Genomic DNA, 12,304 nt, shown 5'->3' with positions numbered 1-12,304 from the left:
TGCCACTCTCCCACTGCCCCACTATCCTACTCTCCCATTCCCCTACTCCTCCACTCCTCCACTCCCCCCCACTCCGTTGAGCCAAACTCGTGATTGCAATCTATCCAGGCAGCTTTGACCCCATTACCTTCGGTCACGCAGACATTATCGAGCGGGGATCTAAACTGTTCGATCGGGTAATTGTTACCGTAGTCAGAAACCCCAGCAAAACCCCTCTGTTCACCGTAGAGCAACGGATCGAGCAGATCCTGCGCTCTACCCAACACTTGCCAAATGTAGAAGTAGACAGTTTTGAGGGTTTGACAGTAAACTATGCTAAGATTCGACAAGCCAAAGTGCTGCTGCGGGGGCTCCGGGTATTAACAGATTTTGAAATGGAACTCCAGATGGCCCACACCAATAAAACCCTTCTGGGTGAAATTGAAACAGTTTTTTTGGCAACTTCTAACGAGTACAGCTTTTTAAGTAGTAGTGTAGTTAAAGAAATAGCCAAGTTTGGTGGCTCCGTAGATCATCTTGTTCCGAAACACGTCGCCCTAGATATTTACAAATGTTACGCCAGCAGGAACCAACTCGCATCGAACCCGACACTACCGGACGCGGCACTGAGAACGAATCACCTCAGAACACAGCCACCTTCGGAGACCCCACCCGAACCGCAGGAGTAGACATCCAGCGGGAATTGAACAGGCTTGAGGAAATTGTTCTCGACAGTCCGCGAATTCCCATGACCAGACGCACTCTGGTGGATGAAGAACAGTTGCTCGATCAGTTAGACTTGGTGAGGCTAAATTTGCCGATCGCCTTTCAGGAAGCCGAGACGATCATCCGGCACAAGGACGACTTGCTTCAAGAGGCAGAACTTTATGCTCAGGAAGTGATAGAAGCAGCAGAACAGCGAGCTGCAGAAATTTTAAACGATATGGGCCTGCTTCAGCAGGCGAAGATAGAGGCAGATCAGTTGCGGCAGCAAGTTTTGCTCGACTGCGAGGCAATTCAGCAGGCGACGCTGGCGGAAGTCGAACAAATTCGCTACCAGGCTCAAGAGGAATTGGAAGAGATGAGAGTCAGGGCGATGGCTGAATGCGAGGAAATTCAAAACGGAGCCGATGATTATGCCGACCAAGTGCTCGATAATATCGAGCACAAGTTGAGCGATATGCTGCGCGTGATCCGCAACGGGCGCGAGCAGTTGGATAGTGTTTCTGCGTCGCACATCCATCACAACAACGGTTAGCCAACAGTGAACTCATTGCTTGAACATTTCTAAAAGTCTACCTAATTTAGGTAGATTTTTTTTCGCAATAGTTTTTATAGTTTTTATTCCTCAATCCCAGCACTCGGTGACTTGTTTTTGCCGACATAAGTTTTGTGAATATCAAAGCAAGTATAAAATTTTATGATATCCTACTATTCATACCAAATCCGGCTTAATTACCCCCTTTATCTCGCTTGTGCGTGGGAGGGCAGTTCCCTTGACTATTGAGCGATTTCAACCGCCGAATGATAAAAGGGATAGCCAACCCGGATTTTGTATCAGAAAAAACATTCCTAATTTGACTCAAATTGTGGCAATCTAATTTGAACCATGCAAAAAGTTTCTAATCGGTTCGCTGAATTTGATTTGATCCGAGCTTTAGCTATCGTTAGTGTGGTGATTACTCATGCGGGGTTCTTTACATTTCGCGATCGCAGAATTTTATTTGTGGCGATCGATACATTTCAACTATTTTGCGTACCAGCATTTTTATTGTTGAGCGGTTTTTTTCTCACCAACAAACTGGAAAACCAAAATAATCCCGCACTGGTAGTCAAAAAAAGACTGTCCAAAATTATACCCCCTTATCTGTTTTGGTCAGTAGCTGTGTACGTCTTAAATAATTTGGGAGAAATCCAAAAATTTGATTTACTTTCACTACTCAGAGATATCTTGACGGGTTCAGTAATGCCTCCCTATTACTTCATCGTTGTGATTGTTCAATGCTACGGCTGGTGGTGGCTGCTAGTGAAATTCAGAGTTTTAGAACCCAGAAAAGTTTTGGCTTTGGGCTTAACAATTCAAGCAATTTTTACAATCTTCTTCTACTTAACCGCTTTCAAATATATATCAATACCTCTACCTTTGATGGAGCGCTGGATTTTCAGTTGGATTTTGCCATTTTCAACAGGTCTATTTTTGGGCAGCTCGTATGACAGAATTCAACCCGTTCTCGAACGTAAAAAAATGCCAATTTTAGGGGCAACAATCCTTTTTTATCTAGCGAGCATTTGGGAATATTACCTGATAAGTGGAGTTAATTCGGAGGGATGGTTTCTCCGCTCGTTTTTTAAACTATCTGCTCAAGGATACGCAATTTTGTTCGTATTATCTATCCTCGCATTTTCTAAGAGTATCGCACTTCCCAGTAGAGTATCTGGGTTAGTCAAAATATTGGCTGCTTACTCATTCCCTATATATCTCCTGGATTCGACAGTAGTGATATATGTGTTGTTAGTGTTTTATAAGTTTATTGACCCGGTAAATCCCCTGCTGAAGCTCGGCTTTTTAGTTACGGGGACTTTGTTAGGTTGTTTGGCGATTATTTACCTGTTGGAAAAAGTTTTGCCCAAAAATTACAGGCAGTACATTTTGGGAATTTAATCAAATTTTCGGTTTCAGCGGATGTCTTCATAAAACTGCTGGAGATACCTTGGGGAAACGCCAAAACCCCACAAAAAACCAATCGCAAGATAGATCGCAATTGCTTTAAATTCGCCCCAATTCGCCACTCGTCGATCGCTACTTTCCACTACCCGATTGACTAACTTAAGTCTCCCCCGTCGCACTAACTTCAAACACAAATCCGCTTCCTCCATAATTGGCAGCGCAGCATCGAAACCCTCGCATTCCCAAAAATCGGTACGGCGACAAAAAATAACTTGGTCGCCAAACAGCAGGCGCAATCCTTGGAAAAATAAATGAGGTCGAAATAACAGCGGCGCGTAATAAGTTTTCAGGTAATTGTGGAGAGAAAAACCCCATCTTGTTTGCTGCGAACCAGCCATCAGGGAGATAAACCCGCCGCCGGCAATTTCGGCATCGGACAATGTTTTCTGGATGACTGCTACAATGTCGTCGGGAACTAAAGTATCAGCGTGGAGAAAGCACAGAATTTCACCGGTGGCGACTTGAGCACCTAAGTTCATTTGCAGGGAACGTCCGGCTATACTGCTAGAAATAACGCGGATGCCGGCGGAAAGTGCGATCGCGGCTGTGTCGTCTTGACTGCCGCCGTCTACCACCAACACTTCCCAAGCGGGAGGATTAAGGATGCTGAGTTGGCGGAGGGTGCGTTTCAGACAAGTCGCTTCGTTGAGGGCTGGGATGATAATAGAAACGCGATCCATCGGGTTGAAATTTATGCCAGAGATATTATAATAAAAAACTGTGGCGATTCACAACTAACGAGAACATAGAACTTACGCGCACAGATTCAAAAACCCGGTGTCTGCCTGTGAACTCGTCACGAAACATCCGATTTTCTACAGAAATTGGTTTTTTTGGCGTCAGTCCTATAAAATCACGCAAAAGTGCAATCGCCATCTATATTTTCCACTAATCAGGACTGAGAAACCGTGCAGAAAACAGAAGTAAAAAATGACTTAGAATTTTACGAGGAAAATGCCGATAATTGGTGGGACGAAAATGCTAAAATTTATGCCTTATACCATCTAAATAAACCCAGATTTGAGTTTTTCGACAGACACGCGACTAATTGGCAAGGGCTCAAAACCTTAGATGTCGGGTGCGGCGGCGGTTTTTCCTGCGAGTTTATGGCCGAGAGAGGTGCTATTGTTTCTGGAATAGATCGATCGCAAAAATGTATTGTAGCGGCTCAAAATCACGCAGTTACTAGCGGTTATGAGATTGACTACAAGCAAGGTTTTGCCGAAAATATGCCCTACGAAGACAATACCTTTGATGTTGTAATCTGCGTGGATGTTTTGGAACACGTGGCCGATTACAAAAAAGTTGTGTCTGAGGTTCACAGAATTCTGAAGCCTGGAGGATTGTTTTTTTTTGATACAATTAATCGAACTTTTTCGTCGCAAGTTGTGATGATTGGGCTGATGGAAAATATATTGCAGGAAATTAGGCGCGGTGTTCACGATTGGGAAAAATTTGTTACCCCGGATGAACTGTCTGTGGTAATGCGCGATACGGGTTTCGGCAAGATTGAAATTAAAGGTTTTGATATGTTTGGAGAAATGGGCGCTATTTTAGCCCTGATGCACGGTTTTTGGGGGAATCTTACAAGTGGAAAGCAGCTATTTCCTTCGGGGGAGAGTTTCCAACAAGTTTCTCAAGTGCTAATCTCTAATATCGCTAACTATTTTGATTACAAAAAGTCGGGCTTGTTTAAAATCAAAATTAATGAGGATACGTCGATTATGTATGTGGGCGTAGGGGCGAAGAATTAGTCGGTTAATTGGTGACTCTTGTCATTAGGGGCGGGTTTTAGACTGGTTTTTGCGATCGACAAATCCGGCTCAAACCCGCCTCTATTGCATTTTTTAGGGTACGCACGCAGCGGTACACCTTATCCTGTTGAGTGCAATACACATATTCCGTAGGCACGGTGCCGTATCCTTACTATATTGCGGGCAATTGAGAATTGCTATATTGGCGATCGCACGACAAACCTCAGCCTGGGCTGAGGGATACTGAGTATCGATCGAATTTTAATGACTCGCCCCAACTCCTCAAATAGCGATCGAGCAAGCATATATACTTAAATGTTAGGGCGGACAGAGTGGCATCGCCCCTACCGATTCACAATTTATCAAGAATTATGCCAGCAAGTTTTCTGCCAAAATCGATCGCACAACTCACAGAATCTACCTCAATTGCCTTAGCCCAAAGCATTCAACAAGCAGCAATTACAACTCCCCTATCTTCTGGGCCAATTGCCACAACCTATGTGCGCCAAGGCAGTGGCAACACACCAATTTTGCTAATTCACGGCTTCGACAGTTCCTTGTTTGAATTCCGCCGCCTGTTGCCGCTGCTAGCTGCCGAAAATGAAACTTGGGCGGTTGATTTATTGGGTTTTGGCTTTACAGAAAGATCGGCTGGTTTGGCATTCAGCGCGAGGGCAATTGAAAGTCATCTTTACTATTTTTGGAAAACGCTAATTTCGCAGCCTGTAATCTTAGTCGGTGCTTCAATGGGAGGTGCAGCAGCAATTGATTTCACTCTCAATTATCCCGAAGCTGTAAAACAATTAGTGTTAATAGATAGCGCAGGTTTTGCCATCAGTTCTAATAAGGGAAAGTTTTTAATTCCTCCTTTAGGATATTTGGCAACTTCATTTTTACGCAATCCCAAAATTCGCCAGCGAATTAGCGTCAATGCTTATTTCGATAAAAATTTTGCTTCTGTTGACGCTCAAACTTGTGCTGCTTTGCACTTGGAAATGCCCAACTGGAATCAAGCTTTAATTGCGTTTACCAAAAGCGGCGGTTACGGTGGTTTTGGGGAAAAATTATCGCAAATTCAGCAGCAGACGCTGATTTTGTGGGGAAAACAAGATCGGATTTTGGGGACGGCAGATGCGGAAAAGTTTGCAAGGGCGATCGCAAATTCTCAACTAATTTGGATACCCGACTGCGGGCACGTTCCCCACTTAGAAAAGCCACAGATTACCGCGCAGCATATTTTAGAATTCATCACCAAAAGCGGACTCACGCAAAAAAAATAAACTTAGGGTGCGCTGCGGCGCACCTTAAATATATGTTTTCACTTGCACATTTGATATAGTTTGAGGTCAAATAGACAGGTTTCAAACTTTCGGCAAATACTTTTGTACGATCGTCCATCCTGTGAGCAACACAGTCACAAATCCCCCAAACAAGGCCAAATTAGTGCCGATGTGGAGGGGACGCGCCCAAGGATGTTTAGGGCCAATTTGCAGCCCGCTTCCAACAGAAACCAACACCAAAGCCACAACAGCTAACCCCGCCGGTAAATGAGCCGAGTGACCCAAATTGCCGTAGTATCCTAGGGTACCGACTACACCAATTCCCAGCAGTAAAATTACCAAAGTCGCCATCCCCGCACCAGTGGCTAAATGAAAGGGACGCAGCCATTTTGGGCGCTGTTTTTTGGTACTCCTAGCGGCAAACATCCACGTTCCAGTAACGGCCAGCAACAGGTAAGCCAACAGGGAAACACCCATTGACCAAGCCGCTATTTTCCACAACCACAAGAAAGAAGGCAGATTCATCGGTTGCATCCCTAATTAGGATTTTCCACAAAAGGTTTCTTTCCGATTTTACCTGGACTTGAAAGCAAAAATGAATTATTTTGAGAGAAAGTGCGATCGGACTATCCACAGATTGCATCCGTCTTACCTTGAAGTCAAACGAACTTTCTCGGATACTCAGCTTAATTTATGCTAGAGATTTGTGGCTCACCTTTTTAGGAGCCACCTTTCCATTCTAGCTGGCTGGTTTTGCTCTCGATGAAAGGCATTTTATAAAACCCTAATTTTTGTTCTAAGATTAATCGGAAAAAAGGCAGACCTTCAATCAAATATCTTTTCCACAACCTTCTCGGTTCACTTAACAGTCGGTACGCCCATTCTATGCCGACTTCGCTCATCCATTTGGGAGCTCTAGCTTTGCAACCAGCTTCAAAATCAATGGTTGCACCTACGGCTAAGAAAATTTTGACGTGTGTTAATTTGCTCCTATATTTAACCAGCCATTTCTCTTGCTTGGGCGCTCCCACTCCTATAGCCAGAACTGTCGCTCCTGATTTATTTATATGGTCAATTATTTTTTCACATTCTTCTTCATTGTTTTCAAAGCCAAAAGAAGGAGAATGTGCTTCAACCACTATTTCTCTACCAATTTTTTGGTTAATTTTTTCCTGGGCTTTCTTAGCAATACCTTCAGCAGCTCCTAGCAAAAATATTTTAATCTTCTCGTTATCCTTGTGATACATATAAAATGCAGGAAACAAATCCGAACCAGAAATCTTTTCTTTGAGAGGAGTACCCAAAAACTTGGAGGCATACATCAATATTTGACTGTCGCAGACTCTATAAGTAGATGTATTGTAAGCTTCATAGAAGTCGCGGTCATACTGCAACTTAATCAAGTGGTCTACATTTGGCGTAAATACTACACCACCTTCGCAGTCGAGTTTTTCAAACAACTCTGTTATTGACAAGTTATCGATGGAGACATTCAATAAATTAACTGTTTTCATTTATTATTCCCTTCCCGCCTTATATTAAACTACAACTCAAACTATTATAACCCACAATACAGTTTCGTGTTTTAGCTACTTGGGCGCTTCAGTGAACATACTTTTCTCAGTATATCCTCCTAGACCATGCCTGTCTAGTCAGGATTTTTAAAGATTATGTAAAGAATCAGATCGTTTGAGAAAAAGTGTATAAAGCCCCTTTTTAAGTTTACAACTGGCAACACAGTTTCAATAAAAAAGCCATCCCGTGCTAATACTTGTTGAAGCACGGCAAATGAAGGTAAAAAAGAGTTTATGAGATTAAAATTTTAGCCGACTGAGAAATATCTCGCAACTTCTGAACTTGATTGCATACAAAAAGGGTAGATTTTTTAGTTTTTGTATTCAGCGAATGCAAGATATTTTCAAGCTTTGAGTGAAGCCGCGATCGCATTCCTGAAAATCATCCTAATTTTTGGTGAACCAGCGACTGTCTTCTTGGTGGCGAACTGGTTTTCTTGGCCTTAAGACTTTCTGGAGCTTTTAAGACCAGACCCGATATTCCTCCAGCAATCAGCGCAAAAATCGGGTTAGTCATAGCGTTCAAAACACAGTCAAACACGTACATAGTTAAGGCTACTCCCAGGGCTGCCGCGGGCGCTACTTTGGGATTAGACCAGGTTCTGGCGGGATACTTCACGCAAAAGACGATAACAGGAAGTAACAATGAAGAAAATAAACTAACTAAACCGACTGCACCGTTGACGCCAAATGCAATAATCCATAAGCTGTCGGTGACCGAGATATCATTACCGTACCCGTCGTACACGCGGTTTCCGCCGGAATCTCCCCAGCCAAAAAGAAATCTTTGCCGCGCTTTTTCCCCCAATATCTCTTCCATGTCAAATCTAAACTTCAAAGAGCCGGCTCGTTCTTCGCCAAATACTTGAGTGATGAAATGAATCACGTCTGTGCTCGAAAATTGACCCGATGCAGCTATGTACAGATAAAACACTATATATCCAATTATGAATAGCAGGGGCAAAGAGGTGCGAAACCACTTTGCCGAGAATAATAAGAGTAACGCGATTGCAAATAAACTGTAGGCGCCAGTAGAACGGCACAGGAAAAAAGCGATAGTTAATATAATTGCTAAAGTCTTGATGTTACGGCCCATAAACTTTTTAAGCGTCCCAGTTTGCCACAGCCAAACAGCCATTAAGGCGGCTGTCATCATCCACAGGCCCACCATCAAACCGTGCTGCATAAACACTACTGGTCTCCACCCCCCCAAACGCCTTGCTTGACCCCAGTCCTCAAAGGCATTGACGCCGTAAATCATTTGGTGCAAAATTGGGCCCCTAACCCCTTCAATTAAAGTAAAAGGAATGTAGGCTAACCCACCTGCAAAAATGCCGATCGCCAATTGTCGCAGCCCGTCTAAACTACCCACATACAAGCGTCCTAAAAAATAAGGCAAACCCCAAGTAACGATTTGGTTGAAAGTCGGAGAAATCGGGCTGCCACCATTACTAAGTTGTGAAACGATTGGGCACAAACACCAAATTACCATTGGCACATCCAGCCAACCGGGCTTAAAAGATGTGAGGCGCGCAGTATCGTAGATAAGAGTCCCCAGCAAAATGCCGTAGCAAGCTGCAGAGATTTTGGTATACGGTGGCAATGAGGGGATGGGATAAGAAGCTTGCGGCAAAAACAGCCATGCTACCACAAAACTTATAATTACTGCCCGCTGAGCCGGAAACCTCACAAACAGGTAAAAAACGACTGGAATAAAGCCGAACATAGCAAGTGGGATTAATGCAACCATAGGTCTTTTTTGGCAGTAAAATTGTAGAAAGACAACTGAAATTGCCGGATAAAAATTCTCGCTTAAACGATCGCCCAATCCCAATCTTTTAAATCCACCTCAATTTTACGTCTTGTTCGTTAATTGTGCTTGACGTTCCAAAGCAGTGTATAGTGCCGCCTCGAAGAGATTAGTTGCATCCTCCCAAGTATAATTTATCACCTTTTCCAAAGCATTCTCGGACATGGCGCGCCATTCGGCATCAGGCAACTGACAAATCTGCTCGATCGCTTTTGCCATATCCTCTGGGTCTTCTGGCTTGACAAGTATGCCACCCCCGCCAGCAAGTAGTTCCGGAGCCGCACCAGCAGGAGTGCCGATGACTGGAGTGCCACAAGCCATAGCTTCTAAAATTGGCAAGCCGACGCCTTCGGATCTGCTGGAAAACAGCCAAGCATCACATTTGCTGTAAAATTCTTTTAGTTGGTCTTGAGTCGGTTTCTTATTATACTCAGTGCCAGGCGGCAGAAAATTGGGAGGAGGAGTATGGCCGGAACCAAAGGCAACTAAACGAAGGTGGGGAATTTTTTTAGCAGCTATAGAGAAAGCTTTCAGGGCAATATCGCAGCCTTTCCAAGGAGTTGTAGTATAGTACATCCCGACTGTGGGAACTAATTGCTTGCCTCGCGGCTGCTTCGCTCGCGACTGGGGGTCGAAAAACTGTTTGGTGTCCACGGTGGGAGGGACGAGAGATACAGACAAATCGCCGTATTCATTCCGAGCTATATCGGCCAGCCACTGGGCCACAGCGATTTTGTGCATCGGCAGCCTCCAAGTTGCCTCTACTCGACCTTTTGGTACGTAGTCAAAAGCCTCGTAGTGTTGGAGAAAATATACTTTCGTTCCTTTGCTGGGAGAGAGTTTTGCCACCCACTCGGCAGTTTCCCACCAAGTAGCCATGACAATATCGGCATCAGGTACGTCCAGGTCGGTAATTGGACGGTAGGTTTCGAGAACTCGGTGTTCGACATCCACCTTGTCAAAGTGAGAGTGTTCTTTCTTTGGAGCGGACTCCCAACCCCTACCTCTGAGCAGCGAGCGCAATTGTTGGAGCCCAGTCGGTTGCGGCGGGGGCGTGGAGACGATCAGTATTTTGTGTCCTCGCTTTTGAAGAAGTTTTGTGTAGATAGATAAAACTCTCATGCCACCTGTAAGACCAAGGGTAGGAAGGACAAAAGTAATTTTCATGAGTAGATGCTGAAGATTGATACTGGTTAAAACTCCTCCATAACAAAAAGTTCGCACTTACCAGCCTCTGTTTGGCTTTTCTGCGGGGTGCGGATCTCTGCAGGAGGCGATCGTAACTCGATAGTCGAGCCGATCTTACTTTGTCGTCAGGGACTTTTCCCCATTACAAATCGGGAGATGTTTGACGACTAGATAAGTTTAACCTGTAACGGAGCCAGCCTTAAAACCTCCGTTGCCCTCTGGTTCAGATTTGGGCAGAGCAATTTATAACCAGTATTCCCTCGTCGGTGCGGTCAGAATTCGTCTCTAGACTGCGGCGTAGAAAACAGGACAGAGGCGATTTTAGTTGTGGCAAAAGCACCCCACCAAACGATATTGAGTTTCTCCCCAGAATCCGGCGCCGAAAACGCCCGTAGCGCCGAATTTCAAAGGGCCGCGCGGCACTTAGCATCCAACCGGAATTTTTCCTTGGGTTACATCGTAGTAGGGAGAACAGGAAACTATGTTAACCTCGCGCTGCTTAGATTTGTCTACAGCAACTTTCAATGCCGCTTCAAAATGATCCGTGGCATCTTCCCAAGTATAATTGTTCACCTTGGCATAGGCGGCGTCCGACATGGCTTGCCACTTGGAATTTGGCAACTGACAGATAGACTCTATGGCTTTGGCCATTTCTTCGGGATCTTCTGGTCTTACAAGTATGCCAGTACCGCCGCTCAAAATTTCAGGAGCAGCACCTGCTGGGGTACTGATGACGGGAGTGCGGCACGCCATCGCTTCGATAATTGGCAAGCCGAAGCCTTCTGAGCGGCTCGCCAGCAGCCAAGCATCGCATTTGCTGTAATAGTCTTTGATTTTGTCTTGGTCGGGTTGAATTACATACTCGGCATTGGCCGGTAAGGGCAATTCCGAGGATGGGGCCCCTGTACCGAAGGCAACCAGACGCAGGTTGGGGATGTTTTCGGCCGCTAGGGAAAAAGCTTTGAGGGCGATGTCGGTTCCTTTCCAGTAGATTGTAGAGTACATTAGGCCAACTGTAGGAACCGATTGTTTGTTGCGAGGACAGGCGTAAAATTGCTTGGTGTCCACGGTAGGAGGAGCTAAGGAAACTTTGCTATCGCCATATTTAGTCCGAGCTAGCTCAACTAACCACTCTGAGATCGTAATTTTGTGCAGGGGCAGCATCCAAGTTGCTTCTACTCTACCTTGAGGTAGATAGTCAAAAACTTCGTGGTGCTGGATAAAATAAGCTTTTGCTCCTTTGCTGGGAGAGAGTTTTGCTACCCACTCGGCGGTTTCCCACCAGGTGGCAACTACTACGTCAGCGTCAGGTACATCTTTGTCTTCTACCGGGCGGTAGCGATCGGTAATTTTGTGTTCTACACCTAACTTATCGAAAAATGAGGGTTCGTTTTCAGGTGGGGAAATCCAACCCCCTCCCCGCAGCAGCGACTTGACTTGCTGGCGCATACTCGGCTGGGGACGGGGTACAGAGATGACGAACACGGAGTGTCCTCGCTTTCTCAAAAGTTCGGCGAAAATAGATATTACTCGTATTCCACCAGTCAGAGACAGAGTAGGAAGAACAAAGGTGATTTTCATTTTTAAGTCCCGCTGACGACTTTAACTCGCTTTCGGCGCTGCTACCAGCGCTGATGTTAGATCCCAAAAGGAAAGGGGGGCGGGTGAATATTAATTACCGCTTTCCTGGTGTTTACATAGAATCTAACCGATCGACTGTTCGCAACACCCCAACATCTATCTGCCAAAACTTCACTGTCATTGCATTGATAATAACGATTGATGTGATCGCGAAACAGTTCCTATAGGGATAAGTTGCCGAGCAGCGAAATTTCCTTCTGAAGATAGATCCCTCATCAAATAGGAGCTTTGTTCGCGACAAACACCAAGCTAGACAACACCCTCTGTTAAAGATAACATCATTTACGATCAAACAGACAGGGATGTACGGTAAACCGAATATCAGCCAACTTTTAATGTGGGGGATAAAG

At 44.9% G+C, this 12,304-nt stretch carries 11 protein-coding genes; 5 read left to right on the top strand and 6 right to left on the bottom strand.

All coding sequences use genetic code 11. The annotated features are described in order from the left end of the window. The first annotated feature begins 89 nt into the window (after positions 1-89). The 3 genes from coaD (at position 90) to QUB11_RS06040 (ending at position 2,641) form a co-directional block, all read left to right on the top strand. Entirely contained in the window at positions 90-668 is a 579-nt protein-coding gene (gene coaD, locus QUB11_RS06050; RefSeq protein ID WP_333201548.1) for a pantetheine-phosphate adenylyltransferase, read from the top strand. Continuing rightward, on the top strand, positions 551-1,237 hold the full coding sequence (locus QUB11_RS06045; protein WP_333201546.1) for a DivIVA domain-containing protein: 687 nt from the start codon (positions 551-553) through the stop codon (positions 1,235-1,237). The genes coaD and QUB11_RS06045 overlap by 118 nt, the downstream gene beginning before the upstream one ends. 351 nt (positions 1,238-1,588) lie before the next feature. Further along, entirely contained in the window at positions 1,589-2,641 is a 1,053-nt protein-coding gene (locus QUB11_RS06040; protein WP_333201544.1) for an acyltransferase, read from the top strand. Positions 2,642-2,655: 14 nt separating this feature from the next. Here QUB11_RS06040 and QUB11_RS06035 read toward each other — a convergent pair whose 3' ends face one another. Further along, the gene (locus QUB11_RS06035) at positions 2,656-3,387 is read right to left on the bottom strand and encodes a TIGR04283 family arsenosugar biosynthesis glycosyltransferase (protein ID WP_333201542.1); all 732 of its coding nucleotides are present in this window, start codon (positions 3,385-3,387) and stop codon (positions 2,656-2,658) included. Positions 3,388-3,615: 228 nt separating this feature from the next. On the opposite strand from QUB11_RS06035, the gene ubiG reads away from it, so the two are divergent. Continuing rightward, complete coding sequence (ubiG, locus tag QUB11_RS06030) at positions 3,616-4,461, top strand: bifunctional 2-polyprenyl-6-hydroxyphenol methylase/3-demethylubiquinol 3-O-methyltransferase UbiG (protein ID WP_333201540.1); 846 nt, start codon at positions 3,616-3,618, stop codon at positions 4,459-4,461. Positions 4,462-4,832: 371 nt separating this feature from the next. Next, positions 4,833-5,741 carry an alpha/beta hydrolase gene (locus QUB11_RS06025; RefSeq protein WP_333201538.1) on the top strand — a complete coding sequence of 303 codons (909 nt, stop codon included), beginning with the start codon at positions 4,833-4,835 and terminating at the stop codon, positions 5,739-5,741. An 81-nt stretch (positions 5,742-5,822) separates the two neighbouring features. On the opposite strand, the gene QUB11_RS06020 is transcribed toward QUB11_RS06025, so the two are convergent. The 5 genes from QUB11_RS06020 to QUB11_RS06000 form a co-directional block, all read right to left on the bottom strand. Continuing rightward, the gene (locus tag QUB11_RS06020; protein WP_333201536.1) at positions 5,823-6,266 is read right to left on the bottom strand and encodes a DUF4079 domain-containing protein; all 444 of its coding nucleotides are present in this window, start codon (positions 6,264-6,266) and stop codon (positions 5,823-5,825) included. 194 nt (positions 6,267-6,460) lie between these two features. Beyond that, entirely contained in the window at positions 6,461-7,255 is a 795-nt protein-coding gene (locus tag QUB11_RS06015; protein WP_333201534.1) for a WecB/TagA/CpsF family glycosyltransferase, read from the bottom strand. Positions 7,256-7,697: 442 nt separating this feature from the next. Next, a complete protein-coding gene (locus QUB11_RS06010; protein WP_333201532.1) occupies positions 7,698-9,065 on the bottom strand; it encodes an O-antigen ligase domain-containing protein in 1,368 nt (455 codons plus the stop codon). Positions 9,066-9,170: 105 nt separating this feature from the next. Next, positions 9,171-10,292, bottom strand: coding sequence for a glycosyltransferase family 4 protein (locus QUB11_RS06005; RefSeq protein ID WP_333201531.1), 1,122 nt, complete (start codon positions 10,290-10,292; stop codon positions 9,171-9,173). A 444-nt stretch (positions 10,293-10,736) separates the two neighbouring features. Then, positions 10,737-11,894, bottom strand: a complete 1,158-nt coding sequence (locus tag QUB11_RS06000; RefSeq protein WP_333201529.1) for a glycosyltransferase family 4 protein — start codon at positions 11,892-11,894, stop codon at positions 10,737-10,739. Positions 11,895-12,304: the final 410 nt, after the last annotated feature.

It is taken from the genome of Microcoleus sp. B6-A1, assembly GCF_036705085.1.
Classification (GTDB): domain Bacteria; phylum Cyanobacteriota; class Cyanobacteriia; order Cyanobacteriales; family Microcoleaceae; genus Microcoleus.
The sequence above is the reverse complement of the archived record's forward strand: the minus strand, read 5'-3'. Positions and strand labels throughout refer to the sequence as shown.

What these genes read in the sequence shown, in the direction of transcription:
- QUB11_RS06045 (WP_333201546.1), top strand. Translation starts at nt 551, where the DNA reads ATGTTACGCCAGCAGGAACCAACTCGCATCGAACCCGACACTACCGGA.
- QUB11_RS06040 (WP_333201544.1), top strand. Translation starts at nt 1,589, where the DNA reads ATGCAAAAAGTTTCTAATCGGTTCGCTGAATTTGATTTGATCCGAGCT.
- QUB11_RS06035 (WP_333201542.1), bottom strand. Translation starts at nt 3,387, where the DNA reads ATGGATCGCGTTTCTATTATCATCCCAGCCCTCAACGAAGCGACTTGT.
- QUB11_RS06025 (WP_333201538.1), top strand. Translation starts at nt 4,833, where the DNA reads ATGCCAGCAAGTTTTCTGCCAAAATCGATCGCACAACTCACAGAATCT.
- QUB11_RS06020 (WP_333201536.1), bottom strand. Translation starts at nt 6,266, where the DNA reads ATGAATCTGCCTTCTTTCTTGTGGTTGTGGAAAATAGCGGCTTGGTCA.
- QUB11_RS06015 (WP_333201534.1), bottom strand. Translation starts at nt 7,255, where the DNA reads ATGAAAACAGTTAATTTATTGAATGTCTCCATCGATAACTTGTCAATA.
- QUB11_RS06010 (WP_333201532.1), bottom strand. Translation starts at nt 9,065, where the DNA reads ATGGTTGCATTAATCCCACTTGCTATGTTCGGCTTTATTCCAGTCGTT.
- QUB11_RS06005 (WP_333201531.1), bottom strand. Translation starts at nt 10,292, where the DNA reads ATGAAAATTACTTTTGTCCTTCCTACCCTTGGTCTTACAGGTGGCATG.
- QUB11_RS06000 (WP_333201529.1), bottom strand. Translation starts at nt 11,894, where the DNA reads ATGAAAATCACCTTTGTTCTTCCTACTCTGTCTCTGACTGGTGGAATA.